Raw genomic sequence first — 26,791 nt, 5'->3', positions numbered from 1 at the left:
AGTTCACGCCTCTAGCGAGGTGGATCAAGAAGATCCAGGACTGGCGAGGTGGAACGAGAAGATCCAGGACTGGCGAGGGGGAACGAGAAGATCCAGGTCTAGCGAGGGGGAACGAGAAGATCCAGGTCGGCGCGGGTGACGCGGGCCCGCTCGGCCAGCGCGTCCCGGTCGAGCCCGGCCACGGCCGCCAGCTCGATCGCCCGCGTCAGCAGCGTGGGACGCTCCAACGCCCGCCCCCTGCCGCTGCGGTGGCCGGCGGGTTCGGGATGGGGGACGGGAAGGTCGGGTTCGGTGCGGCGCCAGCCGTGGCGGGACATGGTGGCCATCGCCTCGCGGTAGACCTGCTCGGGCATGACGCCGAGCGTCCGCGCGCGGTAGAGGAGCGCGGCCATGCTGACGCCCCACTCGGCCTTCAGCGCGGCGAGCCGGTCCCAGTCGGGGACGGCGGGCAGGGCGCCGGCGATGTCGTCGGCGGGCATGAGGAACTCGGCGGCGAACCGGTGCGCCTGGTCCTCGACGATCTTGCTGCCGGGCTCGGCGTCCGCGTGCATGACCAGGTGCCCGAGCTCGTGCGCCGCGTCGAACCGGTTGCGCCAGTAGTCGCCCTTGGCCGGGTTGAACAGCACCATCGGGTGCGGGTGCGCGCCGATGCCGAACGCGTCCACCCGCTCCGACGACGGCGGCATCACCAGGACGATCACGCCGTGCCGCTCCAGCAGCCGGACGACGTGCGCCACCGGCCCCGGCGAGCCGAGCATCGCGGCGCGGGCCTCGCGGGCCGCCGCGACCGGCCCCGGCCCGGCGATCTCGTCCGGGGAGACGGGGTGCTCGGGGAGCGCGGCGGCCGGGAACTCGACCACCTCGGCCAGCGTCGCGACGAGGTCGGCCGCGAGGCGCCCGTAGGCGAGCGCCTGGTCGCGCTCGACCTGGGTGGTGGAGCGCAGCGACCGGAAGTGCGCGGCGTCCGGCGAGACCGGTCCGCGTCCGGCGCGGAAGAAGTCCACCGGGACGCCGAGCGCGATCGCGAGCCGGGACAGCGACCGACCGGACGGCCGGTGCACGCCCGCCTCGTACTGCCCGATCGTCGCCGGGGTCGTCCCGACGGCCTGCGCGAGCTGGTTCTTGCGCAGCCCGCGCAGCCGCCGCGCCAGGGTCAGCCGCTCACCGTCGAACACCACCCGCGCGTGCCTGGTGGCGATGCGCTCCTCGTCGTTCACCGTGCCGTTTCATAGCTCGTCTCTTCCCGCGCGCGAAGCCGCATCGGCACATCCGCCTCGTCGTCGCTCCACAGCGGCAGGGTGGGCTCGACGAGCTTACGGCGTGGATCGGCCCCGAGCGACGCGTCGTCGAGGGCGCGCACCCAGTGCCAGGGGGACCCGCCGTCGTCGTTCCACCGGGGACGGCCCAGGAAGAGCTCCATCTCCAGCGGTTCCTCGGTGGCGCTGTGCGCGAGCACGAGCGTCACCACGCCGGGCGTGTCGCGCGGCAGCCCCGGCAGCGGCAGGGCGAGCTGCGGGTCGTCGGCGAACTCCTGCCGCGCCACCGCCTGCTTGGTGGCGCTGTCGCGGTCCCACCGGATCGTCCGGACGGCGCCGAACGGATGCCGCTTGAGCAGCACGCGGTACCGGCCGCGCCGCCAGCCCGGCGAGCCGTTCAGGTCGTCCCGCGCGGCGATCTCGCCGGATTCGGCGCCGACCCGCAGCGCCCGGTCGAGCTGCGTCGCGAGGACGTCGAACGACGACGTCCCGTACGAGCGTTCGGTGAAGCCCCCGGCCCGGGTGAGCGCGCCGAACACCACGAGGGTCGCCTCCCGGTGCGCCTCCCGCGCCGCGTGCAGGAAACCGGCACCGAGCAACTGGTCCCAAGCGTCCCGTTCCTCCATGCGCCGGACGCTACCCCGCACCTCCGACAGAACGCGGAACGGCCGGGCCGAAGCCGGCCCGGCCGTGTGCTCGCGCGTGCTCGCGACGCGTGATCGCGCTAGATCGCGCGTGCTCGGATCGCGGTCAGCGGACCCGAAGCTTCGGGCCGACGATCGAGGTGTAGAAGATGTGCTTCCTGCTGTCGAGGCGTCCGACGGCCGGGTAGATCCGGAAGTGGTCGGAGCCCTCGATCGCGCCGGCGATCCGGCGGACGGTGCCGTTGCCGCCGCGGGTCACGTAGCACATGTCGTGGACCGGGTCGTGGCTCTTGCCGCCCCACAGGTCGTAGCAGAACCCGGCGCTCTTGCCGTCGCCGCGGGTGTCCTTGACCTTGGTCACCATGTAGACGAACGCCGGGCCGTTGCCCTTGCGGGCCCAGTACCAGTGGCCCCAGACCTTGGCGCCGCGGATCTCCTTGGCGTGGAAGTAGTGGATCTTGCCCGTCCGGACCATCTTCGCCGCGGACGAGACGTCGGCCGTCGCCGAGTAGGACGAGGTCGTGGCGACCTTGTGCCCGGTGTCGGCGTTCGCCGGAACCGCCGTGGCGAACGCGGCGGTCAGCGCCGCGCCGCCGATGAGGGCGGCGGTCAGTTTCTTCATGCGGATCCTTCGTACGTGCGGGGGAGTGATGAAAGCGGCGAAATGCTACATCCTTCAACGACCGGAACGATCATCTTTTTTCGGACAGGTGATCGTGTCCGGGGGGTTGAAAGATGAGAGAAGTTCATGATTATGTCCGGACTACCCACCGGACGTCCCCCCGCGGAGCCTTCCATGATCGGTCGTAGGCAGGTCCTCAGGTACGGCGTGGCGGCCGCGGCGGTCGCCGCCTCGGGCGCCGCGCTGCCCGCACTGCCCGCCCGCGCGCTGGCTTCGCCGTCCGGCGGGCGGACGGCCGCCGCTCCTTCCAGCGGTGGGGCGGCGGCTGCGTCCGGCGAGGGCGCGGCGGCTGCGTCCGGTGGCGCGGTCACGGTGCTGCTGGACAACGTGTGGCGGGACGGTTTCCAAGGTCTCGGCGTCCACTTCTCACCCTTCGAGATGACGCTTACCGACGCACAGTGGCGGCGCGTGGACGAGCGGCTCGCGTTCATGCGCCCCTCGCTCCTGCGCGTGATGATCACGCCCGCCTGGTACGTGACCGGGCTCGACGCGTCCGGCCGTCCGGTCTACGACTGGGACTCCGATCAGATGCGCCGGCTCTACGCGATGCTCGACCGCGCCGAGCGGCTCGGCGCGCGCGTGGTGATCGGCGACTGGGTGCCGGGCATCGGGAAGTTCGACGTCCCCGGCGACGACCCGAGGTACGCGGCGGCCGTCGCCGACCTGCTCGACCACCTCCTGGACGTCCGTAAGTACACCTGCCTCTCGCTCTACAACTTCCACAACGAGCCGAACCTGTGGTTCCCGGAGTACGGCGACTTCGAGCCGTGGAAGAAGACGCTGGAGAACGTCCAGGGCGAGCTGTCGCGGCGCGGGCTGCTGAAGCGGATCTCCGTCGTCGGCCCCGACGCGACCGAGGCCGACGACTTCCTCTCCAAGACCGCCGACGGTGTCACCGGCCATGACGAGAGCTGGGTGGTCAGGACGGTCGACACGTCCAGGAGCCGCGTCGGCGCGTACGACGTGCACAAATACGAGTACGAGTACAACGTCGAGTACGGCGACCTGGAGAACCGTCTCTGGTGGCAGCGCCAGTACATCGACAACGGCGACACCGCCGCCAAGCCGTTCCTGGTCACCGAGGCGGGCATCGACAAGGGCCTGGTCTCCCCGGACACCCAGAAGATGCGCTACGACTTCAAGTACGGCGTCCAGATGGCCGACTACGCCGTCCAGGTCATGCGCGCGGGCGCCCAGGGCGTCCTCGCCTGGGACCTCGACGACGCCCAGCACACCGGCGGCGAGTACGGCTCCAAGAACCTCAAGGGCTGGGGCTTCTGGAACTCCCTGGGCGGCCAGGACGGCTACCCGGCGAGCGACGCCGACCTGCGCCCCTGGTACTACACGTGGTCCCTGCTGAGCCGCTGCTTCCCGCGCGGGTCGCGCGTCCTGGCCGTCCCGGGGACGGGCGTCACGGGCGTCCGCGCGACGGCCGCGCTGCTCCCCGGCGGCCACCTGTCGATCGCCGTCGTGAACGACACCGACCAGGCGCACAAGCTCAGCGTGAACGTCCCGGGCATCACGTCGTCGCTCGTGGAGTACCGCTACTTCGCGAACGACCGTCCGGCCGACGCCCAGGGCTTCCCGAAGCCGAAGCGTCATGTGACCGGCCCGACCTTCACGGCGGACCTACCGTCGCGAGGCGTGGTGATCCTGACGACCCTGGGCACGCGTCCTGTCGCCGTCCCGAAGACGACGACCTTCGTGGACGACCTGAACGACCTTTCCCACGTCCACGCCCACAGCGGCGGCCTCACCCTCGACAAGGCCAACGCCGCGCGCTTCTCCGGCGACCCGTCGCGCCTCAAGCGCACCGGCTGGGCCCCGGGATGGATCGTCTACAAGCGTCCCGACCTGGCGTCCTTCGTCCTGACGACCTACGCGTCCGGCCTGCTCGGAAAGGTGACGGTCCAGGCCTCGCAAGACGGCAAGACCTGGACCGACGTGCCTCTGTCCTCGTCCCCCGAATACAAGGTGGACGCCGACCTGGGCTGGAAATGCCATCTCCTGACCCCGTCGGCGCACCTCCCCGCGAAAACGAACTACCTGAGAATCCAGCTGGCCGACGACCCGCTCGTCTTCACGCCCCAGCTGGCGCGCGTCCAGCTGACGCAGCGGGCCTGAGGAGAATCAGCTCAGTCCGTGCGCCCGCTTGTACTCCAGGGCGTAGGCGAGCTTTCCGGGCTTGGCCGCGTCATAGGGCTTGCTGAGCTTGTCGAACTCGCCCTTGGTGGCGGGCGAGCCGCCATTCCACTGGTCGAGCGCGCCGAGCTGCTGGGCGGTGAAGCCGCTGTTCACGACGTCGCCCTTGGGCAGCGCGGTCATCTTCTCCGTCAGCGCCTTGACCGTGCTCAGGTAGCTGGCCAGGTCATTGGCGTTCCACGACGACAGGTCGATCGGCTTGGCGTCGCGGACCCAGCTGCCCCAGTAGAACTCCTGGAACGGGACGCTGTTCTGCGTGTACCCGATGTCGCGCCCGAAGTAGAGCAGGCTGCGGTACTTGTCATTCTGGAAGTTCGCGAGCCCGACGCTCTTCGGCAGCTCGTTCACCTTCACCGGACGCCCTTCGGGGTCCTTCAGGTAGTCCCACTTGTTGGCGTTCATCACGGCCCAGAACCGCTGCCGGGGAAGCTTGCTGAGATTGGCGAGCACGCGCAGCCGGACGTGCATGTTGAGGCCGCCGTCCGGCGTCTCGGCGAACGACGTCAGCGTGTGGTGCCCGTCCGTCAGGTAGGGACGTCCGCCCGGGCCGATGACGACGGTCTTCATCTCCGCGACGCTGTCGGCCGTCTCGCCGCCGATCGGGAGCTTGCAGGTGAACGAGGACGGGTCGTCCAGCCGCGCCCCCGGCTTCACGCCGGCCGCCGAGTCGCGTCCATCCGCCTCGCACCAGTCGTCGAACTTCTTGTTGATCGCGTCCTTGCCCAGCGTGTAGCGGCCGAGCTTGTAGTAGACCTCGTCGTACCCGAGCGAGGGCTGCGTCGGCTTGACGTCGCCGATCCGCACGTCCAGCAGGTCGCCCGTCTTCGCGCACAGGTACCGCGCGTAGTGGCCGCTGCGGTGGTCATGCCCGCAGAACGACGGCCTGCCGTGCGTCGCGCCGTGCGTCGCGGCGGCCTCGGCGGGCGTCGCCGCCGCCAGGCCGCCGCCGGCCGCGAGTGCCGCGCCGACCACCGAGACCCGAAGCGACAGCTCCTTGATCCGCATCCATCAGCTCCCACCACAGCGGACGGGCCCCAGGCCCGCCACGCGCCGAATCCGATACGGACCACCGCAGGTCAGAGCCCTGCGCCCGATCGGGTCCGTCCGCCGTGACCCTGACGACCCCGCGTACCCACCCGCCAACACCGGCGCAAACTCCCCCAATACGCCAATTGAACACTTGCCCCGAGACGGTGAGGGGACCCTGGCCGACCAGCGGCAGGATCCCCTCCAGAGCGTCAGGTCCGGTCGGGGCCGGTCAGAGCCACTTCAGCCAGAAGGCCTCCATCGGCAGGGCGCGGCCCGTGGTGCCGATGTACATGACCTCGCCGTAGCCCGTCCGGTAGTAGCCCAGGTCGCCTTCGCCGCCGACCCAGCCGATGTCGCGGACGTGGGCGTCGCCGTAGACGTACCCGCCCTCGGACGACCGGGAGTACAGCGCGACGGCCTCGACCGGCGCCGCGGCCTCGATCGAGCCGATCCGCTTGGTCTGGCCCGGCGTGACGCACGTGTCGGAGGAGTCCCAGCCGTAGTTCGAACGGTGGGCCCTCAGGCAGAGCTCGCCCACCGCCGTCCGGAACTCGACCGCGTAGATCGAGCGCGCCTGGCCGGTGGTGCCCGCCCAGGCGCCGTTGCACTGCCAGCTCATCCAGCCGATGCCGCCGACCCACGGCCGGTAGCAGACGTCGCGGTCCGCGGCGTGGGCCTGCCCGGCCATCCCCAGCAGGGACGACCCCGCCAGCGCCACGCCGGCGAGGACGCGGGAAACTTTCTTGAGCACTGTGTCGGATCTTCTTTCATGGATGGCATCCGCGAAGGGTGCCGCAGGAGGGGGCCGGCGCGGCCGGGGTCGATCAGTGGTGGCCGTGGTAGCGGTCCCACAGGGCCTGCATGTGCCCGGTGTAGACGACCACGTTGCCGTCGTTCTGGACGGCGAGCCACGTGTTCTTGTGCCAGGTGCGCGTCGACCACAGGGCCTTGCCGCCCGCGCGGACGACGAGGTTCCCGTCCGTCTGCATGGTCGTGGTGGCGTTGTTGTGGCCGGACGTGCCGGTGTGCCAGGCGAGCTTGTTGTAGTAGTACAGCGCCAGGTCGCCGTTGGGCTCCTGCCGGAGCCGCCAGACGTAGTTCTGCGAGACGACCTTCTGGTACGGGTACAGCGTCACCCCGTTGGACAGGGTGCTGATCCACTGGTAGCTCGACCACAACGACGTCCGCCCCTTGCGGACCACGGCACCGCCGTCGTTGCCCAGGTACAGGTACGCGCCCTTGTGCCCGTCGGTGTGGGTGCGGAAGTACTTGCGGCCGCCCTTGCCCACCACGAGGTCACCGTCGGTGCGCATCGTCGCCGACGAGCCCTTCACCCAGGTGTGCGAGCTCCAGATCGAGCTGTGCCCGCGGTAGACCACCAGGTTCCCGTCGGACTGCATGACCAGCTTGTAACGGCCGTTGGGCGACCGGAGCGCCTGACCCGCCTTGAGCGTCTGCCCCGGCTTGAGCACCGACCGCGCCGCGGCGGCCTCGGTGCGCGGCTGCGCCGACGGAGCGGCGAACGCGGGGGCGGAAACGGCGGTGGCGGCGGTGGCGGCCAGCGTGGCGGCGGCGAACGCGGCCAACGTGAACTTCATATGGGGAACCTCGAAACCCTTCTGCACTGACGTCGCCAGAAGCGAGATGGACGACGTAGGAGCCTAAAGCTCGCAGGTCCGGCCGATGTTGGCCTGCCGTGCGCGGTTGCTGTGCATTGCGTGCGCCGATGCGGGACGTCCGCGAACGAGAACGCACCCCGCGGTCGCCGTCGTCGCGGCCGCGGAGTGCGTGTCAGAGGGCTTCCGGATGTGTCAGAAGGCTTCTAGAAGTGCAGCATCCACTGGAAGGAGGCCTGCGCGTTGCTCACCCGCAGGTGCGTGCGCGTGCCGTAGTGGAGCGGGTTGTTCCAGTTGTACTCCTCCACGTCGAACGAGCCGTCCGCGTAGACCTTGTTCACGTACGCGACGTGCCCGACCTTGTGGACGTCGTTGACGGCGATCGCGCCGACCTTGGGCGTCTTGTCGACCTTGATGCCGACCCGGCGCGCGGCGTTGTCCCACATGCCGGCGTTGCCCCAGGTGGTCTTCCAGTGGTTGTTGAAGTTGCGGACGCCCAGCCGGCTGGCGATGCGCCAGGCCGCGAACGCCGTGCAGTTGTTCTGCGCGAAGCCCCGCGCGTTGTGGTCGTAGTCGTTGCGCGGCGTCTGGCCACCGCCGCCGCCCGACCCGAGGAACAGGTGCGAGGCGTTCTGGTTCTTCAGCCCCGCGTTGAGGTTGCCCTTCGCGCCCGGCTTGAAGTCCTGGTAGCGGCCGCCGTAGTTGCTGTTGAAGTAGATCCGGACGGTTTTCTTGCTCCGGTTCCACGCCGACGCGGCGGAGTTCTTGACGCACTTGCCCTTGCCGGCGCCGGCGCCCTTGAAGTCGTAGCACCCCGGCTGCTTGGCGCCGTAGTTGCTGACCGACCCGGTGAAGTCCGAGAGCGAGCCCTTCTCGCCGCTGTTGTAGTAGAGGCAGAACTCGCCGTTGTCGCACTTGCCGTCCCGCGCCGCCGCGGACGCGGGCCCCGCCGTGGCGATGACGCCCCCACCCAGTGCCGCCACGGCGGCCGCCGCGGCCAGACCCTTGCTCAACATCTTCATGCTTTCCCCTTCATTCCTGCGGAGCGGAGGTCAGCGCTGCGGCCTCCCTCTCAGAGCGCCCTGGCGACGGCGGTGCGGGCAACGGGCCAGGGCGGGGATCATGTTCGCCCCCCGCCCGCCCTTTCCACAAGAAGTCGGGTGTTGTCAGCCTGTAAGCCACATCCCGACCAGCCTGCACGCGGCGTCCGGGTGAGCCGGGCCGCCGCCGCGCGGCGGGTCAGGAAGCCGGCGCGGCGGGCCGTTCGGGCGCCAGCGAGTTGCCCGGCGGGATGCTGGCGCAGTTGGACGGGGCCTTCTTGCCGGCGAAGCGGTCGTTCAGCCATCCGATCGCGGCGGGCGCCCACGGCACGGGCGCGCCGACATGGCTGAGCTGCTCGTACTGGGTATAGGTGATGGACGTGTTGCCGGTGGCGCAGTACTGGCGGGCCAGGGCGCGCACGTCCCCGGCGACCATGACGCCGTCGCCCGTCCCGATGCCGGGGATGTTGTTGCCGGTGCCCTCGACGACCCCGCCGTTGCCCTGCCCGATGAAGCCGGGGATGGACGGGGTCGGCGCCGAGCCGATGTTGACCTTGTTGACGGCGGTGACGAACTCGGGGATCGAGTCCGGGTCGGCGTAGGCCGGCTTCACCAGCTGCTGCCAGGTCAGCCCGGGGTACTGGGCCAGGACATTGATGATCGAGGCGCGGTCCAGCTTCCGGGAGACCTCGCGGCCCTTGTCGCTCAGGTACCGGTCGAAGCTGATGCCGTAGGCGCGGGCGACACCGACGATGGCCATCGGCATGATGCCCGCCCACACCGTGCTGCCGCTGACGTACTTGAGGTTGTGCGCCGGGTCGACGAGCACCCCGCCCTCGGCGAACCCGACGAGCTGCTTGTTGACGTCCGGCGCATAACTCTTCGCCAGCGCCGCAGCCCACCCGGTCGCGATAGCGCCCCCCGAGTACCCGATAAGCCCAAACCGAGTCGTCCGCTTCAACCCTGTGGCGGGCGACCTGGTAGCCGCCCGGATCGAGTCCAGCGTGTTGGTCCCGTACTCCGGCCCAGCCGCGAAGTCCGCGGTCTGCCCCTCCGTATCCGGGATCACGACGTCGTACCCGGCCAGCAGCGCGGGCGTCAGGATGAGCGACTCGAGGTTCGCGATGGCGCCACCCAAGCTGACGTTCCCCGCGATGGCGCGGGACGGCCCGTGCTCAGGATCGAGCGAGTCATAAAACGACTGGTAGGACACCGCCTTCCCGCCACCGCCGCTAGGGCTGCGCACCACCGAAGTGACGTTCGCCGAAGGCCGCCCCTGAGCGTCAGCGCTCCGATACAGCAACTGGACGGCCTTCAACGGCGTGCTGATCCCAGCGACGTGGTACGGCACCGTCCGAGTCTTGAGCACCGTCCCGGGCGCGTACGAAGACAACGGCTTGCCACCGCTGTAGCGATAGAACGAGTCAGTCGCCGCAGCGGACGCCGCGCTCGGCGCCGCGGTAAGCCCGAGAACGGTGACGGCCGCAGTGGCCAGAGAACAAAGGGCAGGTCTGAACACAGCGTCCTCACAGCGGGGGAGACAGGGGCGTAAGTGAACGCTGACGAAAGTTACCACCCAGTACCCCAGAAGTACATACGCGTCTGTACGCCATCGCTCGCCTCGGGGCGCTGAGCCGCATCGTCAAGCAGACAGCGCGAGCGGACGGCCCGGGTCCGCACGGGTCGTCCGGAGCTCAGCCCTGGTAGGCGCCTCGAAGCGGCTCGTGCGCTGCACGGGGTGTGAATTCTCGATAGGCGGGCCGCGTGCCGCGCACGGCGACCCAGTGGTTGGAGTGGGGCGCCGACTGAGGGCGGCTCCGGGAATCCCTAAAACTCCTGAGTTTCGGGGCTGGGGCTGGTGGGCGCGGCCGCCCTTCCGGCGAGTGCCGTGGTTGCCTTTCTCGGCAGTTCCGGTACCTGTCGATTTCGGGCGGGGACGCTCGCTCGAACCGGCTGCCGGTATGAGAGGCGTCCTTGACGGTTCGCTTGCCGCTTCGGGGCTCGTGTGGCCGCGCTGGCATTTATCGATGAGCGGTCCTGCTGGCGCGTACGTCGGTATCGCGGTGCTTGGGCTGGCGATCACGGTGGTCTGTTCGCTCTCCCAAGTGGCCTCCCAATGCCCCTCCTGTTCGGGTCTCTCTCAATCAGGACGGGGCGCCGGGGGTGTTCTTCGAGGTGGTCGGCTCGCGGAGAGTCCTAGTGAACCTATTTCATCCTCGGGCGGCTTGAGTCACACGGTGGTTCTGTAGCACTGCGATGGCTTTGACCAGGTGGCCGGTCTTGGTGGGACTGCAGCGGAGTTTGCGCAGGATGCGCCAGGATTTCAGCTGGGCGTTGGCGCGTTCGCCGGGGCCGCGGAGCTTGGCGTGTGAGCGGTTGGCCTGCTTCTGGGCCGCCGGCTTGTTCCGGCCCTTGTAAGGCGTGATCACGACGGTCGCGTCGGCGCCTTGGTAGCCCTTGTCGGCCAAGGTGAGGATCCCCGCCTTCTCCAGCTCACGCAGGATGCCCCACACGCGGGCGGCGGTCAGGTCGTGTGTGCTGCCCGGCAACCCCCCGAGGTCCACAGGATCGTTCCGTCCGGACCGGCGATCACCTGCACGTTCATCCCGTGCACTCGATGTCTGCCGGAGAAGTGGGGACGGTCGGCCCTGACCCGGTCGGTGTGGATGAGCGTGCCGTCCAGGATCACGTGGGTCAGCCCGTCGCGGGCGCCCTTGCGCAGCGCCCGGGCGAGCTTGGGCGACCGGGCCGACAGCAGCACCACGGTCTCCTCCACATACCGCCAGGCGGTGGTCGCCGACACCCCGAAACCCGCGCTGATCTCAGCGAACGTCTCGTCTTTCCGCAGGTAGACCAGCACCAGCAAGGCCTGCTGGCCGGGGTTGAGCAGACGCCATGTGGACCCGATCCTGCGACGGTGGCGGCGGATCACCCCGGCGACGTACTTCAGCGTTGAACGCGACAAATCGACGGCGGCACGATAGAACAGCACGCGGAACCTCTGGTTCAGACGGTGATGGTTGTGGTGATCAACCCGTCTACCAGGGGTTCCTTCAGGTTATGGGCCAGATCCCCAACCCGCGATCATGCTGTGACCAGCAGCTCCTCCCCAGTGGATGAAATGGGCTCAGGGTGAGGTCAGATACCGTCCGGTAGTCGTCCGGTAGGTATGGTTCCGCTGAGCATCAACGAAATCCGCCGGTTGTGGAACTGCGTCGTCATAGACCCGCTCCACGCCATCGACCACGCTTTGCACTGGTCTGAGTGGAGAAGACAAGCCCAGCAGCGGGCCAGAGACAGCCACTATCGCAGACACAAGAAACACAACCTGTCGTTGCAGTACTAAGGGGTCTCACAACGCTGGATGATCGAGCTCGTTGGTCTTGGTGTGGAGCGGGTGCACTGGGCTGGTTCCAACCTGATCTTGCTGGTCACAGCCATATTGCGGCCTGCGCGTCGTGATCGATAGCAAGAGCTCCTGGTAGATCGAGGTTTGCGACATCCTTGACCACCAGGAGCTTTTTCTATCGCGCTGCCCTCGATCTGTCCCGTTCGACCCGCAGGTTCGTGGCCGATCTCATCCCGCAGACACCGACACCAGGCAGGTTCTCGGTGACAGAGACTGCCGCCTGAACGTTAGGCGCTTCTGGTGCTGGTGCACCTGCGCCGCAACGAGTCCTTCGCTGGTCTAGCGACGGCGTTCGGAGTCGGCGTCGCGACCGCGCACCGGTACGTGACCGAGGTCGTGAACCTGCTCGCCGAACTGGCGCCTGACCTGCGCCAAGCGCTGCGGATTGCGGTCCGCAAAGCCTACGTCAACCTGGACGGCACGCTCGCCCCGATCGACCGGCTGTCGGGTACCACGGATCGGCTGTACTACTCGGGCAAGCATCGCCGTCACGGCGTGAACATCCAGTTCCTCACCGATCCACACGGCGAGCTGATCTGGACGCCGCCGACACTACCGGGCTCGGTCCACGACCTGACCGCGGCTCGTGAACACGCCATCGTCACCGGACTGACCGCATGGGCGATCGCCTGCTACCCCGACAAGGGGTACGCCGGCGCGGGTGGCGCGATCGGCACTCCCTGCAAGCGCACCAGGGGCCGCAGGCTGGGGAAACTCAAGAGGCTGTTCAACCGGCACCACGCCAAGGTCCGCGCTCTGGGTGAACGCGGCGCCGCCACGCTCAAGCAGTGGCGCATCCTCCACAAGGCCCGCTGCTCACCCACCCGACTGACCGCCGCCGTCCAAGCCATCCTCAGCCCATCACCAAGCCGGATGAAGACGGAATCGGCTCACTGCTGACCGGGACGTGCGGGAGCCGGTGTTCACCGGTCTGTCGGTGCGGCAGTTCCACCGTCTGGTGCGGATCGTTGCGAGTCGGGGCGGTGAGCAGGCCGACACTGGGCGGCGGTAATGCCTGCCGTTGGCCGACCGGGTGCTGCTGATCGCGCTGACCCCGGTCGGCCGACGGCACGGCCCCGAGACGGTACTAATCGTGGACGGCGCACTCGCCCCGGTCCACTACCGGACGGTCACCGCCTTCTCCAAGAGCTACCGGTATTCGGTGAACATGCAGGTCGTCATCGACGCCAACACCCCGGCTGGTGGTCGCGGTGAAGCATCCCGTGCCGGGCAATCACAATGACTGCACCGCCTACCGCGATTCGGGCACCGAGCGGGCCTGCCGGGGCGCGGACGTGATGGCCGACGGCGGCTACCAATGAAACCGGCAGCCACATGCCCTACCGGCTGCCTCGAGACGGCAGCGAGCTACCCCTCTGACAACAGGATCTCAACACTGTCCACAAACGGGGGCGCGCCCGCATCGAGTGCGCCTTCGCACACATGAGGTGGCGGAACATCCTGCGCACCTGCCACCGCAAACGCGATGGTGTTCACCACGCCACCCGCTGCATCGCCCTCATGCACAACTCCTGACGTGAGCCAGCTGATCCGTTCCCCAGGGCCAGGCGACCGGCAGCGCTTCCGACGACGTCCCTCAACCATTACGGGACAGCTTTTAGATGGTCAAAGCGGGGATTCTTCGCTCTGCTGCCGCATCTGCCGCATCTCGCTCAGCCGCGTGACGGCTTCTCGATGGGCGGCTCCCGCTGCGAGTGCAAGATAGGTCTCGGCGACTTCTTGATTTCCGTTGTAGGCATGTTGGAGGCCCGCCGTGAATGCCTCCTCCGCCGCGACCTCGGGATTCAGGGGCCCCGGCGGTGCCGAGGCCGCGCGGGCAGCGCGCTCGTTCCAGTAGCGCGCATCGTCAGCGTTTCCAGAAAGAAATTGGAGTACAGCCAGCTTCCGGAAAGACTTCGTGTTGTTCTGTGAGATCGCGAGCTCGATCAGGTCGACCCCGTGCCTGCCGAGGATTTCTGCAGCGCGGTCGTGGCGCGGATCGTTCGGATTGTAGAAGGCGCCGCCTGGGGGCGCGGATCCACTTCCGGTCTGCAGGACCGTGTCAGCGAATTCAGTTGCGGCCTGCACCTCGCTCGGCGACGCCGTGCTTAGGCCGGGTTTCACTTGCGTGTAGTAATGGATGGTCAGGTAGAGCAGGTGGAGGTTGCTCCGCTTAAGCTTCTTGATGCCCTTGCCTCTCATCATGCGGCTGATGGTGGGCGGGGACAGGCGGTCTGGCAGGTCAGGGCAGAGCAGCTTGTACGCCTTTGATGCCGCCTCGCTGTTCCTCGAGACGGAGTCCTGGACGATCCCGGATTTCCTGACTAGCTGCGAAACCATACGAGTCTGCTCGGGGTCGATGCACTCAGCGTCCTGCTGTTCCTCCATGCGAAGCCGTACTCCCTCTCCAGGCCTGAGAACGATAACGGGGTCGGCAGGAGGCTAGCCCGAAATGACCGATCCGTCCAACCCCTCTGCGTGCTTTGCGCCCTGCAGTCCGGATTTCATTTTCTTCCACGGTTGAGGCGACCGGCGCAACGGCCGAGGCGGCGGTGCCGCGGCTGCGGCCAGCCTCGAGAGGGGAAACTTCCCTGGCGGCGATTTGAGCAAGGAGGGAGGTGACCGGCGGGCCGTATCGGTGAAATCTTTCAGGAGACCAAAAACATTGACACGGAGTTCGTTCTCTGGTCGTGTTGCCTGCGTGAAACTCGAAGACTACGTTTCTGCGGTCTACCAGCACGGTGGTTCTGTGGTGCTGTGGCACTACACGGATTCCCGTGGCCTGCGCGGCATTTGCGAGAGCGGCGTGCTGCTCCCCTCGCTGCGCGAAGTGAACCCGAAGGACGCCCGCTACGGCGACGGCCAGTACTTCACCGATATCCCTCCTTGGGCGATGTCCCTCACGCAGCTGTCCCGGCGCCTCGTGGGTGTCCCCTGGCTGGGGCGGCGCTTCACCCGCTACGTTGGGGTGGACGTGACGGGGCTCGTATTGGTCCCGTGCAGGGAAAGCATCATCCTTGTCCGAGGGCGCGAGCCGTTGGTGCTCGACGGGAGGATCGTTTGCTTGGGGGCGAACGAGTGGTCTGGTACTTGAGGGTCGAGTGGTTCCACGACTTCAGTGAGGAGCCGGTCGACATCTACAGCGAGGTCGGCGACGACGGCTACGAAGTCCGTAAAGTGGAGGTCTTCCGCGACGGACGCCTGCAGTACGCTGGCGATCGCCATGAGGCCGGTGGGACCAGTCTCTCGGAGGCGCCCGTAGGGACGGTCGCGGAGATCGCTGCCCAGGACGGGTTTCGGCCGCGTGTGATCGATAGGCAGGAGTTCGAAGAGACGTGGGCTCGGGCGGTCGAGACGGAACAGTGAGTCCCGCACCAGGCAGCGGAGCGGGGAGCGGGAAGGCATGGCAGGCTCCGGACGGCTCGTGGGCGTCGTCGGCCGCGAACCGCCGCAGCATGCTGGGGAACCGCAACCGGGACACGTCACCGGAGCTCGCGATCCGGTCGCTCGTCCACGCGGAAGGACTGCGCTACCGAGTGGCAGCCAAACCGCTTCCGGCTATGCGCAGGACCGCAGACCTGGTCTTCCGGCCGGCCAAGGTCGCTGTCTTCGTAGATGGCTGCTTCTGGCACGGCTGCCCCCAGCACTTCGTGCCGCCCAAGACCAACCCGGGGTACTGGCGCGGGAAGATCGGACGCAACATGGAGCGGGACCGGGACACGGACGAGCGTCTCACCGAAGCCGGATGGCTGGTGCTGCGGTTCTGGGAGCACGAACCGGCTGACCGTTGCGCCCGCGTGGTCTGCGAGGCGGTCCAGTCCCGGCGCAGCCCGAGCTGAAGAAGATACCTGCTGCTTCTCATTCGCGCAGCAGGGCTGCCGATCCTTCGCGGAGGACCGGGGCGAGCCGCGGGATCCCTCTGGTCACCTGCTCGGGCGGAACGTCGATTCGGCAGGTATCCCATCGGCCGTACGAGCCCTGGTCGTCGGGGAGCTGGGTCTCGATCCAGGTGCTGGAGACGGAGCCGATCGCGGCGATCGCGAGCTGTTCGGTGAGTTGGAGGATGACGAGCTGCCAGGACGGGTCATACCGCATCACCTCGTATTCGCGACGGGACAGGAAGAACATCAGGCGGTTGCGGCGTGTGGTGCTCTTGGCTTCGATGTGCAGGCTGTGCTGACCGGCGTGGACCGCGATGTCGTAGCCGTACCCGTCGGAGTGGGCCGCGACGTGCTGGATCCCCGCAGAGGTCGACGACGAGAGCAGCTCTATGAGCGCGGTCTCGCCGGCGGTGCCGATCCGCAAGCGCTCCGCGGCGTCGACTTTTCCTCGGACTGCGTGTATCTCCTGGTACGCCTCGAGTTCGCTGAGCCCGAGCGCTGCGGCGGCCCGCCCTGCGTCGATGGGCAGCTCAGTCGGCTCCCGCACGTGGAGATCAGCATCGGCGAACCAATAGACGTCGCCAGTCAGCAATGCAGCGCGGAAGACACGCTGGCCGACTGGCAGGGCTCCTTCTGAGCCGTCCAGAAGACCGGTCTCCTCCAGCCATCGGTAGGCCGCGTCGTACTGTGTGGGGCTGATGTCGCTGTACTCCGCATGCGTGGTGAACAGAGCCCGGCATCGCGCCCGCCCGTTGGCTGGCAGCTTTTCTACCCAGCGGACCGCGGCGAGGAGAACAGGGTCAGGAGGTACGGGCACGGAAGTGGCCCATCAGCGCTTGGAGGTCGGCCTCGTCGAGGCCGCCCCCGACGGCTGGCTCCTCGTCGAGATCGGACAGCTGCTTCACGCCTGGGTCGTCCAGCACCGCCCCCATGAAGGCTAGCTTCGTGTCCAGCCGTTGCTGCACGACCTCGTCGATCGTCTTCTCTGAGGCCAGGACCGTGACGCGGGTCTCTGTGCCGGGTGCAAGGCCGAGGCGGTGGATCCGGTCCAGGCTCTGCAGGAAGCGGCCCGCGGCGAAGTCCCGGTCGATGTAGACCGCGTCATGGCAGTGCTGGTGGAGGCTGATGCCCTCGCCGAGGGTAGCGGGGTTCGACAGCAGCACCATGCAGTCAGGGTCGTTGCGGAAGCGGGCGATCGCTGCCTCGCGGTCCTCCGTGCCGCCGTGGACCACTGCCGGCCGAAACCGTTTGAGGATGCGCTCAAGGGTGTTGAGGCTGCGGATGAAGGTGGACCACACCAGGGTCTTGCGGCCTTGCGAGGCGTTGGCGTCCACGATGGCCAGCGTTTCGCGATACTTGGGCGAGAATTCATAGCTCGGCAGGTCGCGCAGCAGCTCGGACAGGTGCGAGCCCGTCGGCACCGGCAGTGGCGGTACCTGGTATTCCAGCGGCTCATAGCGGGTGGTGCCCGCGTGCAGCAGGGCCGGGCTGGTAGCGGCCATCAGCAGGTAGACCGTGATCTTTCCCCAGGCCAGGAAGTCCGCCTCCGAGCCGGTGGCGCGTCCGGAGAATGCGCCGAGGAGGGCCTCGTATATTTCGTTGTGCAGGGGCGGCAGCTCCACCGATCTGATCCGGGTGGTGACCGGGGGGAGTCCGAGCTCGTGCTTCGTCGTGCGGGTGAACAGCGGCTGGAGGACCCGGCTGGCCTCTGCGAGGTCGCCGCCGCCGACGGCTTGGATCACCTGCTGGCGGCCGTAGCCCGGCCAGACGAAGCCGAACAGGTTTTCAAGGTCCTTGGCGCTGTTGGGCGCCGGCGTACCGGTCAGGATGAGCCGCCGTCGGGCCCGCGGTCCTAGGGCCAGGCATGCTGCCCCGTAGACCCCCCGAGCGCCGGCCTTCATCCGGTGGGCTTCGTCCAGCAGCAGCAAGGACGGCCGGGCCGAGAGCCAGGAGCTGAGGTCGTCGAGTGCGCCGTCGAGCCGCTCGTAGTTGATGATCAGAGCATCAGCCGGCGGGGCGGAGCCTTTGCTGTACAACGACATCCGCAGGGGCTCGCTGAAGCACACCTCGTTCTCGTACAGCCAGGACTCGTAGGCGGACTTGGGGCAGACGATCAGCAACTGCTCGACTTCGCCGCGCTGGCGCAGCGCCTGGAAGACGGCGAGGCCGACGCGGGTCTTGCCGGCGCCCGGAACGGAGAAGTTCGCGCCGTGGCGCAACGACAGGAGCTTGGCGATGTCGCGGCGCTGGAAGGAGGTGAGGTCGCCTTTCCAGCTGGGGCCGAGGAGGTTGTCGAGGTCTTTAGAAGCAAACTCGGTTGCGGTCGGTGCGGCACCCGGGGCGAGCTGCTGGGCTACGCTCCGGGCGTCGGCGGCGGAGTCCCGAACGAGGTGGGCCAGATACCGGTCCCAGTGCACCGTCTTGGGCTCCGGCCATGCCTGGAGCGCACGGAGGTTGCTGAGCAGATCGTCGAGGTCGACGTCGAGGATGGTGGGCGTGCGCTGGACACCGCTTTGGAATCGCAGGGCCAGCCGCCGAAGGTCCCCAGCGCGGTCCTTGCGGGCATGGAGGCGGGCTGTGACCGCATCGTCGCCGAAGGCGATCTCGAGGCTCGGTACGGCACCGGTGTCCACGGTCACCGGCCCTTCGTGGCGTTGAGCAGCCAGTCGACACCGTCCCCGGGGGACGTGAACGCCCGGCCGGCGTGCTTAGCGAGCTGAATCAGGCTGTCGCGCAAGGTGATCAGCGCATCGTCGAAGGCGTCCTCGTCCAGAGCCCGCTTGGCCCTCGCTTCGGCGAACTCGGCGGCGCACTGGTTGATGTACTCTGCCGCGTCCGTCAGCCGCTCAGGGACAGCAGTCTGCCGCTTGCGCAACTGGGCGTCCTTCCCCGCGAGGCGGGTCGCGGTTTCGAACGTGTCCTTTGCGGCGGCAAAGACGCTGTTCGCCGCAGCGAACTCGGCAGGGGAGACCTTGTCAGGTGCCCTCCTGGCCGCCTCTGCCTTCAGCAGCTTGTCGGTAAGGCCGCGGACGGCTTTGACGCCGGCCGCGTCGTCAGGGAGGACGACGTCGTCGAGCCCAGGGATGCCGACCGGGGCGGCATCCGGTTCATCTTCCGGACGGAGGGCATCGGGGAGCCGCTTCTCCAGATAGCGCTCGTAGAAGTCCGGCTCGGCGAGGCGCAGCGTCGTCTTGGGGAGGTCAAGAACCGCCATGGCGAGGCGCGACTCTTTCAGCCGTTCGGCCGCGTCGGGGTCGGTCGCTGCCAGCGTGGCGTAGTCGCGGGCAAGTTCTCGCAGCTTCTCCTGCTGTTGCTCGAAGTCCACCAGGCGCAGGCTCGGCCCGCCCCCGGTCCCGCTGCGCTCGACGGCGTCGTTGATCAGTTCGTAGACCCACCGGTCCCGCTGGAGGGTCGGGAGCTTGATGTTGAACTCCCGGGCGACATCCTCCTGCTTCCGCCCTCCCGCAAGCTCCTCCTCGATTGCTATGAGCCGGTTGAGGTAGGAGTAGTCGCGGCGCTTGTCGCGGCGGAGTTGGAGGGCGAGTTCCACCCTGTTGATATCGAGCCGAGTGGTGTCCTCAGGGAGGACTCCGACGCGGATGTGCTCCTTACCCAGGTCTCGGAGTGCAGCGCAGCGGGTGTTGCCGTCGACCAGGATGCCGTTCGGGCTGATGATCCCGGGATCGCGCTGGCCGAACTCCTCAAGTTCGTCGAGGAGGGTGATGTAATCCGGGTCGGTCTTGGCAGGGTCCTTGGGGTCCCGCGTCAGCAGGTAGCGGAGGTACTCCTGCCCCTCCTCGCTCCACGGCCGCTCGTTCAGGATCCGATTGCGCTCGGGGTCCAGAGTGCGCTGCGCCCGGACGCGGTGAGTATCCGGGTTGAAGTACAGCATGCTGACCGGCATGGCGATTACGTAGAGGTGCCTCTGCCCGGCGTCGCGCCAGTCGACGGTCACCTTGGCGCCGTCCTCGGCGACAGCCTGCTTCAGACGCTCCTGGACGAGCGCCTTGATCGTCTCGCCCTCAGGCGGAATGCCGAAACTCGCAGCCATGAGAAATGTCCCTCCAATCGACTAGCGTAGCGATCGCCGAGGCTCCAGGGCACCGAGCGCCCACGGCCGCTGCGACGGCACGCTCGCCAGTACTTGGTAGTTAGGGGATGCAGAGTGAACGAACCTGCCTGGGACGACCCGGCTCTCAAAGCAGGCGGCATGGTCCGCGCCGCCCTCTGGCTCGTCCAGGAGGTGGGAGAAGGCAACAGCTTCACCAAGGAGCAGCTGCGTACCGCTTTCCCCGGGGTCTCCCAGATCGACCGCCGGGTGCGAGACCTGCGCGACTACGGCTGGGTCATTCTAGCCAACACCGAGGACGCGACCCTGACGACTGAGGAGCAGCGGCTCGCCAAGGTCGGTGCGGCTGTCTGGGACCCGAAGGAGAGGCGCGCCGCCGCCCCCCAGAACGCCTTGTCCTCCAAGCAGATCAGGGCAGTCCTGGAGCGCGACGACTTCCTGTGCACCACCTGCGGCATCTCCGGCGGCGAGGAGTACCCGGACGACCCCAACAGGACAGCTGTGCTGTCGGTGTCACGGCGTACCACCGTTCTCCCGGACGGTCGGGAGCAGGTGCTACTGGTCACCGAGTGCAAGCGCTGCCGGGCCGGCTCCACGGACGCCCCGGCCAGAGCCGACGAAGTTGCAGCCGATATCCGCGTCCTCGACCCGGCGGACCGGAGGAAGCTCGCCCGCTGGATCGAGCGCAAGCGCCGCGTGTCCACGCCTCTCGACCGCGTCTGGTCGGCATACCGACGCCTCCCTGCGGAAGCGCAGGCTGAGATCCGCTCGGAACTGGACGGCGAACCTCGATAGGAAGTGCGGCGTATGTCGACGGCACGTCCCTCAGGGCCGTAAAATGCCACGTCGCCGCGGCCCGCGGTAGCAGGGTTCTGAGGTGCGGCTACCCCGTGTCGGAGCCCCGGCGGCGGAATGCGCGGATTTCCGTGGAAGCAGCGCCGTGCAGCCGTATGCAGCTTCCCAGGGCGCTTGGAAGGAGAACGTCTTGTCCGGAGCAGCGGAGGACAATCCGCTCGAGGTCGTCGAGATCTGCGCAGGCGCCGGCGGCCAGTCGCTCGGCTTGGAGCGCGCTGGCTTCCGCCACCGCCTCGCGGTCGAACTGGATGGACATGCAGCCCGGACACTCCGCCACAACCTTGTCAAAGTTCTGGGGTACAAGGAAAAAGAGGCCGAAGACACGGTTTGTGTCGGCGATGTGGCCGATCCCCGAGTCTGGAACCCCGACGAGCACAAAGACGTGGACCTGCTAGCTGGCGGTGTTCCTTGTCCTCCGTTCAGTATCGCTGGGAAGCAACTGGGTGCTAGCGATGAGCGCGACCTCTTCGCATGGGCGGTTGAACTGTGCGGCCGGATGAGGCCTAAGGCGCTCCTTCTGGAAAACGTCAAGGGCCTGAGCGGTAACCGCTTTACGGCTTATCGGCAGCACGTCCTCGACCGCCTCCAGGAATATGGCTACATCGCCGAGTGGAGGCTCCTCCAGGCAGACCAGTTCGGAGTCTCCCAGCTCCGCCCCCGCTTCGTCCTGATCGCACTCCAGCAGGAGTACGCCGCGTACTTCCACTGGCCAGAACCGTACGCTGAACGCCCGCAAACCGTTGGCGAACTGCTCCGCGACCTCATGGCGGAGGGAGACTGGAGCGATGAAAAACTCAATGCTTGGGTCAATCGGGCCAATAGCATAGCCCCTACTATCGTGGGCGGCTCGAAGAAGCACGGTGGCGCCGATCTCGGTCCCACCCGCGCTAAGGCTGCCTGGGCGGCGATGGGCATCGACGGCAAGGGAGTGTCGGATTACCCTCCTGGGCCGAGGAATCCTCGAGTCGAGGGGGTTGAGTTTCCGATGCTGACTAACCAGATGGTCGCTCGAATTCAGGGCTGGCATGGCAGCGAGTTCGCTGACTGGGAGTTCCTTGGCGGTAAGACTGCTCAGTACCGTCAGATCGGCAACGCTTTCCCACCGCCGGTTGCTAAAGCGCTTGGCTGTGCGATCAGGAAGGCTCTTCTTAAGGAGGGTAAACCGCGACCGCTCGTTGAGACGTCGAAAGTCGCCCTCGACCCGGTCTACAAAGTTCTTCGGGACCGGAAGCGGCCCATTACGGTAGAGCAGTTGGTCGTCGCGCTCGCAGTACATGGAACACTGCTGGAGCAGCCAGAAGTGGAGCGCCGTCTCGTCCACCTTGGGCACGATTTCGAGCTGATTCAGAAGCAGCGCGCAAACGGCGAGATTGCCTTCCTCTTGGGTGACTTCAAAGCATTCCTAGGCCAGGACGACCATCAGCGACATGAATTGTTCGCTCAGCACCGGTCAAGGATCAGCTGAACCCCGGTCGGTTGTAGGCGGTGGCGCGGGTGCTACCCGACCTGGTTCTCCGCACCCGGAAGCCGGGCAAAGCCTCTATTGGAAACACCTCTCACCTGGCCCAGCGCCAGCCTGGGCTACCCCAACCGGGACCGAAAGATCGTCACACGGGCATCGAAGGCCGATCGTTGCGCGGGCTAGACCACCGTGCGGGGCAGCACCCGATCATCCTCACAGTCAATGCGGTTCCCGCCGACCGGTGTGAGAACGAGCGGGGTGCCGTGGCCGCCGGCGAGGGTGTGGTGTTTGGAACCCGGCCGACCGCGGTTGACCTGCTCGGTCCGGTTGTGGGCCGCCCTTCAGCGCCTGGGCGCGCGACCTGTCGATCATCGCCCTGGACCAGCCCGCCTGCCCAGCGGCGTTGACATTTTCCAGCAACAGCCGGTGCGAGGCGTCCCAGACGTCTGTCTAACGCCACTCGGCGCCTTTCGGTATACCGCCCCAGCGGGATCATCGAACAGGAACCGCGGACCAGAGAGCCCGGCAGGGGTGAGATGCCCGACGAGGTCGGCGACGACAGCACTGCTTGATCGGCGCGCGTGAGGCGTCACTGGCGAGAGCGCCGATCCTGGGTCACGTCCAGCGGAGTGGTGTAAGAGTTGATCTCCGCGTGATCCTGTTTCTGCAGGTTGAGCGGTGAGTTCCTGCTGCTCGGTAGCGGGGTCGGGGGTGGTGCCGTCGGTGACGCGCAGGCGGGCTTTGGCGAGGAATTCCGGGCCCATGTGGCGGCGGGCCTCGGTCCACTCGTCTGTCTGTTCCATCAGCACGGCGCCGACGAGGCGGACGATCGCGGCCCGGTCGGGGAAGATCCCGACCACGTCGGTGCGTCGGCGGATCTCCTTGTTGAGGCGTTCTTGCGGGTTGTTGGACCGGATCTGCCGCCACAGCGGAGGCGGGAGGCCGGTGAAGGCCGACAGGTCGTCGCGGGCGGCGTCCAGGTGCTCGGCCGCGTCGGGGTGCTTGGCCTCCAGCGAGGCGACCACGCGGGCGTGCTGGGGGTGGACCTGTTCGGCGGCGGGCTGGTCGAAGATGGTGCGCACCAGCGTGGCCACCCATGGCTGTGCCGACTTGGGGACGCGGGTGAGCAGGTTGCGCAGGTGATGGGTGCGGCACCGCTGCCAGGCCGCGCCGGGCAGCGTCGCCCCGATCGCCTCGGCCAGGCCGGCGTGGGCGTCGGAGACCAGTTGGATGCCGGTCAGGCCGCGGGCGACCAGGCCGCGCAGGAACGCCGGCCATCCGGTTCCGTCCTCGGCCGAGGTGGCCTCGTTGCCGAGGATCTCGCGGTGCCCGTCGGCGTTGACGCCGGTGGCGACCAGCGCGTGCACGTTGATGATCCGGCCGCCCTCACCGGCCTTCTGGGTGAGGGCGTCGACCCACATGAACGCATAGGGGCCGCCCTCCAACGGACGGTTGCGGAACGCTTGGACCCGGGCGTCCAGCACCTTGGACATCTCGCTGACCTGGCTTTTGGAGATGCCCTTGATGCCCATCTGCTCGACCAGCTTGTCCACCCGCTGCGTCGACACCCCGGGAGATAGCAGGTGGCGACCACGCTGACCAGGGCCTGCTCGGCCCGGCGACGCCGCTCCAGCAGCCACTCGGGGAAGTAGGACCCGCTGCGCAGTTTCGGGAGGGCCAGCTCGACGGTGCCGGCGCGGGTGTCCCAGTCCCTGGACCGGTAGCCGTTGCGGCGATTGACCCGCTCGTCCGAGCGCTGCCCGTAGTCGGCCCCGCACACCGCATCGGCCTCGGCCGACATGAGCGCCTCGGCCATCGTCTTGACCATCGACCGCACCACATCGGGCTCACACGCCCCGATCTGCTCGGCCAACCAGCCCGAAGGGTCCACACTGTCGTCCACGGCCATCGCGTTCCTCTCCTTCTGATCTTGGTCGATTCGAAGGAGCACGCGATGGCCGTCTCACGTCACGACGCCACACCCTCTGACCAGGTCAAACTCATACACCACCTCCGTGGACGCAACCCGAGACGGTAACTGCTGGAGCTCATGAGGAAGCGGACACCCTTGGCAATCACATACCAATGACCGGGGTAGCGCCCTGAGGTCTGACAGGTCGTGTCGTCAGGGTGAGTCCGGTGGCTGCGAGGCAGGTGTCGATGAGGTGAGCAAACGCCGCCGTCCAGCGGCGCGCGTAGCTGCTCCGCGCCTGATCCACCCCGCCCTCCGCCCGTGCCCGGTCACGGCGACCAGTTCGGCGAGGTGGTAGCGCTGGTCGGCGCCGACGGCGACCGCCGCCTGGTCGGGCAGGAAGTGACGGCGCACCCGTCCTGAAACGGTGGCGTCGCTTCCTGCCCGCCGACGAAGATGCTGGGTACGGGCTATGAGCCGACGGCAGCGTCTCCGCCGGACGAGGCCATTCGCCACCGGCCAGCGGCAGGGACGCCGGGGAGCAGGCGAGCCCGCACCGGGGCATCAGCGCATCCGGTGCGGGCGCCTCGGCCCGACAAAGGCACGAGCGCTTCGAGGTTCCTTCAGGAGATAGCCCAATGGTGGGGCAGGCCCGTGGTGACGGTGTCGGTGAGCGCGGTGACGGCGGCTGCCAGAACGTTCCGGCCAAGGGGCTCCGGCAGGCCGTCCAGTGACCGGTCGGGGTTGTGCGGGAACGCCAGGTCCGGGGTCCGGTCAAGTTCGGTGGTGTCCTGCTCGACCGTCTGGCGTTGCGGCGTGCACCGCTCAGCTGGCGAGGTGGCCGCCGCTCAGAGGTCGCTCACGCAGGCGCAACGAGTCTGGCCTCTTGACCGATCTGATTCACCTTGCAGTCCCTGTACATGGTCGTCTCACCGTCAGACCATCGAACGATCAGATCGTTGACCATTCCGCCGGGTGTGAAGGATCCGGTGGTCATCACGTCATCATGGGTCCAGGTTCCCTGTCCCTCTGAGGAGGAGATCCTGACCTCACTACCCAGGCCGGCGGTACTCGTACCGACATAATTGTCCAGTTCGCCGTCCACCCAGCGGACCATGAGGTCCCATTGGGTGTTCCCGGAGTACTGGCCGCTGGTGAGGATCGTGGCCTTCTGCCATAGGTCGTTAGGTTTTTGGAGTTGAGTTTCCCGGCCGAAAGTTCCGGAACTGACGGCGGAGTAGAGTGTGAGCTCGCCATCGGACCAGCGGACGATCAGGTCGGTCACATAGCCAGATGAAACGAAGCGCCCCGCGCTTATTTGATCGGCGTTCTTCCGGATGGATCCCTTGGGTGCCATCTGGGTTCCCGGGACGTTCAAGCCGGCCGTGGAGACATCCGGGTAGAGAGTGACTTCGCCGTCGACCCAGCGGACCAGGAGATCAAATCCGTTCCCTCCGGCGAAGTCGCCTGCGGTGATCGCCCGCACGTTCGTCCAGAGTTCATTGGGCGGCAGCAATTGCCGCTCCGGAAGGAATCCACCGTTCCCGTTGTTGGGATAGAGAGTCGTTTCGCCGTCCGACCACACGACCAGGAGGTCGCTGTTGGAGCTACCGGTGAAACTTCCGCCCGCCAAGTAACTGGCATGCTGCCAGGTTGAGCCGCTACCGGGCAGTGATGGAACATCGTCCGCGGGCTTGTATGGATTCGGCCTCGACGGGACCCGGTGTGCTTTAGCGTCATTGAACAGGTCGACCGCATCTTTGCCGTAGATGGATGCGAAGGTCACATAATCATGGTTCGCGTCGTCTCCGCCGCCATTGTAGCCGCCAGTATTCCCCACCAGGTTTCCAGTGTGGTTCGCCGAGTCATAGTTCTCAATCCATGGGCCGCCGGAGACGCCGGAATAAAAATGGCGGCAATGCATTCGCATCTGCCGAAAGGCGCCTAGGGGGTTCCTGTCGGTGAACGTCTCGCAGCGGATCGCCTTGTGCTTCGGATTGAAACCCGCATCATTCGGGTAGCCGATGATGGTCACCTTGCTGCGATCATAGTGGTCCGACGGAGTGAACGTCAGGGCCCCGACGACGTTCTCCGGCAGCTGCTTGTCGGAGTTTGCCATGACGGAAGCAAACGCCAAGTCGAGATCCGAGACCGGCGCCTTCGTGTTCTTTTGATAGCGCGGATCGATGTAAAATTTCTCGACCGGGTATATGCCGTACGGCTGGTGCGCCGCATCTTTCCCATACTGATACTTCGGGACGAAGATCAGCTGCTTGGCTCCATCCATCGAGATGCCGCAGTGCCCGGCAGTCAGGACAATATTCTTATTTGGTGTGTGAACCACACTGCCGGTGCATCTCGTTTCGTCGCCGCCAACCGGCTTCCCCGCCGAGAAAAATGTGCCCACATTCGGGATTCCCTCGAATAGCTCACCCTCATGCGCCGGCGGGTCAAGCTTGTTGAATCCATTTCGGGGAAGCTTGCTGTTCGACTTGCCGCGCCACCAGTCCACTGGCTTGGCATCGGCCAGTCGAGCCGCTGTCCAGTACTTCAGCTCCGATCGCAGCCTGGCACGGGCTCTCGCGCCGGCCATGGGAGGGGGCTTCGGGGCGGGTGAAGCGCTCGACGGGGTGGGTGACGCGGAGGAACGCCTCGGACTTGACGGATGGGGCTTTCGATGGGGCGAGGGAGTGGAAGGCGTCGGCTTCACTGCTGACGCCGACGCCGGGAGTGG

The 26,791-nt window shown here is 67.3% G+C and carries 19 protein-coding genes and 4 pseudogenes; 8 read left to right on the top strand and 15 right to left on the bottom strand.

Going from position 1 to position 26,791, the window contains the following annotated elements; all coding sequences use genetic code 11:
- Positions 1-98: 98 nt before the first annotated feature.
- From ACFPCY_RS41095 to ACFPCY_RS41085, 3 genes are all read right to left on the bottom strand, one after another.
- A complete protein-coding gene (locus ACFPCY_RS41095; protein WP_378264954.1) occupies positions 99-1,217 on the bottom strand; it encodes an XRE family transcriptional regulator in 1,119 nt (372 codons plus the stop codon).
- Positions 1,214-1,882, bottom strand: coding sequence for a hypothetical protein (locus tag ACFPCY_RS41090; RefSeq protein ID WP_378264952.1), 669 nt, complete (start codon positions 1,880-1,882; stop codon positions 1,214-1,216). Before ACFPCY_RS41090 ends, ACFPCY_RS41095 begins: the two co-directional genes overlap by 4 nt.
- 124 nt (positions 1,883-2,006) lie before the next feature.
- The gene (locus tag ACFPCY_RS41085) at positions 2,007-2,522 is read right to left on the bottom strand and encodes a hypothetical protein (protein ID WP_378264950.1); all 516 of its coding nucleotides are present in this window, start codon (positions 2,520-2,522) and stop codon (positions 2,007-2,009) included.
- Positions 2,523-2,696: 174 nt separating this feature from the next.
- Here ACFPCY_RS41085 and ACFPCY_RS41080 point away from each other — a divergent pair, with 174 nt between their 5' ends.
- Positions 2,697-4,706, top strand: coding sequence for a hypothetical protein (locus tag ACFPCY_RS41080; protein ID WP_378264948.1), 2,010 nt, complete (start codon positions 2,697-2,699; stop codon positions 4,704-4,706).
- A gap of 6 nt (positions 4,707-4,712) precedes the next feature.
- Here ACFPCY_RS41080 and ACFPCY_RS41075 read toward each other — a convergent pair whose 3' ends face one another.
- The 6 genes and pseudogenes from ACFPCY_RS41075 to ACFPCY_RS41050 form a co-directional block, all read right to left on the bottom strand.
- Positions 4,713-5,789, bottom strand: coding sequence for a ParB-like protein (locus ACFPCY_RS41075; protein WP_378264946.1), 1,077 nt, complete (start codon positions 5,787-5,789; stop codon positions 4,713-4,715).
- A 253-nt stretch (positions 5,790-6,042) separates the two neighbouring features.
- Entirely contained in the window at positions 6,043-6,564 is a 522-nt protein-coding gene (locus ACFPCY_RS41070; protein WP_378264944.1) for a hypothetical protein, read from the bottom strand.
- 73 nt (positions 6,565-6,637) lie between these two features.
- Positions 6,638-7,411, bottom strand: coding sequence for a hypothetical protein (locus tag ACFPCY_RS41065; protein WP_378264942.1), 774 nt, complete (start codon positions 7,409-7,411; stop codon positions 6,638-6,640).
- A 224-nt stretch (positions 7,412-7,635) separates the two neighbouring features.
- Positions 7,636-8,451 carry a CHAP domain-containing protein gene (locus ACFPCY_RS41060; protein WP_378264939.1) on the bottom strand — a complete coding sequence of 272 codons (816 nt, stop codon included), beginning with the start codon at positions 8,449-8,451 and terminating at the stop codon, positions 7,636-7,638.
- A 217-nt stretch (positions 8,452-8,668) separates the two neighbouring features.
- Positions 8,669-9,718 (bottom strand): lipase family protein, encoded by a 1,050-nt coding sequence (locus ACFPCY_RS41055; protein WP_378264937.1) that lies wholly within the window; start codon positions 9,716-9,718, stop codon positions 8,669-8,671.
- Positions 9,719-10,679: 961 nt separating this feature from the next.
- Positions 10,680-11,461: pseudogene (locus ACFPCY_RS41050) on the bottom strand (transposase family protein).
- A 512-nt stretch (positions 11,462-11,973) separates the two neighbouring features.
- On the opposite strand from ACFPCY_RS41050, the pseudogene ACFPCY_RS41045 reads away from it, so the two are divergent.
- Both ACFPCY_RS41045 and ACFPCY_RS41040 read left to right on the top strand, forming a co-directional pair.
- Positions 11,974-12,778, top strand: a pseudogene (locus tag ACFPCY_RS41045) (transposase family protein).
- A gap of 7 nt (positions 12,779-12,785) precedes the next feature.
- Positions 12,786-13,414 (top strand): annotated as a pseudogene (locus ACFPCY_RS41040) (transposase).
- Between the two features lie 90 nt (positions 13,415-13,504).
- On the opposite strand, the gene ACFPCY_RS41035 reads toward ACFPCY_RS41040, so the two are convergent.
- Positions 13,505-14,266, bottom strand: coding sequence for a hypothetical protein (locus ACFPCY_RS41035; protein WP_378264935.1), 762 nt, complete (start codon positions 14,264-14,266; stop codon positions 13,505-13,507).
- Between the two features lie 313 nt (positions 14,267-14,579).
- Here ACFPCY_RS41035 and ACFPCY_RS41030 point away from each other — a divergent pair, with 313 nt between their 5' ends.
- Genes ACFPCY_RS41030 through ACFPCY_RS41020 form a run of 3 tightly spaced genes read left to right on the top strand, consistent with a single transcriptional unit; the run spans position 14,580 to position 15,717 of the window.
- On the top strand, positions 14,580-14,972 hold the full coding sequence (locus tag ACFPCY_RS41030; protein WP_378264933.1) for an HYD1 signature containing ADP-ribosyltransferase family protein: 393 nt from the start codon (positions 14,580-14,582) through the stop codon (positions 14,970-14,972).
- Positions 14,957-15,244, top strand: coding sequence for a DUF6881 domain-containing protein (locus ACFPCY_RS41025; RefSeq protein ID WP_378264931.1), 288 nt, complete (start codon positions 14,957-14,959; stop codon positions 15,242-15,244). The genes ACFPCY_RS41030 and ACFPCY_RS41025 overlap by 16 nt, the downstream gene beginning before the upstream one ends.
- Positions 15,214-15,717 carry a very short patch repair endonuclease gene (locus ACFPCY_RS41020; RefSeq protein WP_378264929.1) on the top strand — a complete coding sequence of 168 codons (504 nt, stop codon included), beginning with the start codon at positions 15,214-15,216 and terminating at the stop codon, positions 15,715-15,717. Before ACFPCY_RS41025 ends, ACFPCY_RS41020 begins: the two co-directional genes overlap by 31 nt.
- Before the next feature lie 19 nt (positions 15,718-15,736).
- Here ACFPCY_RS41020 and ACFPCY_RS41015 read toward each other — a convergent pair whose 3' ends face one another.
- Genes ACFPCY_RS41015 through ACFPCY_RS41005 form a run of 3 tightly spaced genes read right to left on the bottom strand, consistent with a single transcriptional unit; the run spans position 15,737 to position 19,810 of the window.
- Complete coding sequence (locus ACFPCY_RS41015; protein ID WP_378264927.1) at positions 15,737-16,576, bottom strand: protein NO VEIN domain-containing protein; 840 nt, start codon at positions 16,574-16,576, stop codon at positions 15,737-15,739.
- Entirely contained in the window at positions 16,560-18,398 is a 1,839-nt protein-coding gene (locus tag ACFPCY_RS41010) for a DEAD/DEAH box helicase (RefSeq protein ID WP_378264925.1), read from the bottom strand. Before ACFPCY_RS41010 ends, ACFPCY_RS41015 begins: the two co-directional genes overlap by 17 nt.
- Positions 18,395-19,810 (bottom strand): hypothetical protein, encoded by a 1,416-nt coding sequence (locus ACFPCY_RS41005; protein ID WP_378264923.1) that lies wholly within the window; start codon positions 19,808-19,810, stop codon positions 18,395-18,397. The genes ACFPCY_RS41010 and ACFPCY_RS41005 overlap by 4 nt, the downstream gene beginning before the upstream one ends.
- A gap of 114 nt (positions 19,811-19,924) precedes the next feature.
- Here ACFPCY_RS41005 and ACFPCY_RS41000 point away from each other — a divergent pair, with 114 nt between their 5' ends.
- Together ACFPCY_RS41000 and ACFPCY_RS40995 are read left to right on the top strand one after the other, a co-directional pair.
- On the top strand, positions 19,925-20,623 hold the full coding sequence (locus tag ACFPCY_RS41000; RefSeq protein WP_378264921.1) for a hypothetical protein: 699 nt from the start codon (positions 19,925-19,927) through the stop codon (positions 20,621-20,623).
- A gap of 190 nt (positions 20,624-20,813) precedes the next feature.
- The gene (locus ACFPCY_RS40995) at positions 20,814-22,148 is read left to right on the top strand and encodes a DNA cytosine methyltransferase (protein ID WP_378264919.1); all 1,335 of its coding nucleotides are present in this window, start codon (positions 20,814-20,816) and stop codon (positions 22,146-22,148) included.
- A gap of 671 nt (positions 22,149-22,819) precedes the next feature.
- On the opposite strand, the pseudogene ACFPCY_RS40990 reads toward ACFPCY_RS40995, so the two are convergent.
- Together ACFPCY_RS40990 and ACFPCY_RS40985 are read right to left on the bottom strand one after the other, a co-directional pair.
- Positions 22,820-24,054, bottom strand: a pseudogene (locus ACFPCY_RS40990) (IS256 family transposase); the annotation flags it as partial.
- An 862-nt stretch (positions 24,055-24,916) separates the two neighbouring features.
- Complete coding sequence (locus ACFPCY_RS40985) at positions 24,917-26,650, bottom strand: trypsin-like serine peptidase (RefSeq protein WP_378264917.1); 1,734 nt, start codon at positions 26,648-26,650, stop codon at positions 24,917-24,919.
- Positions 26,651-26,791 lie beyond the last annotated feature (141 nt).

The sequence above is a fragment of the Actinomadura gamaensis genome (genome assembly GCF_042652125.1).
Lineage (GTDB): Bacteria > Actinomycetota > Actinomycetes > Streptosporangiales > Streptosporangiaceae > Spirillospora > Spirillospora gamaensis.
Note: the sequence above shows the minus strand (reverse complement) of the source record. Positions and strands in the feature narration are given on the sequence as shown.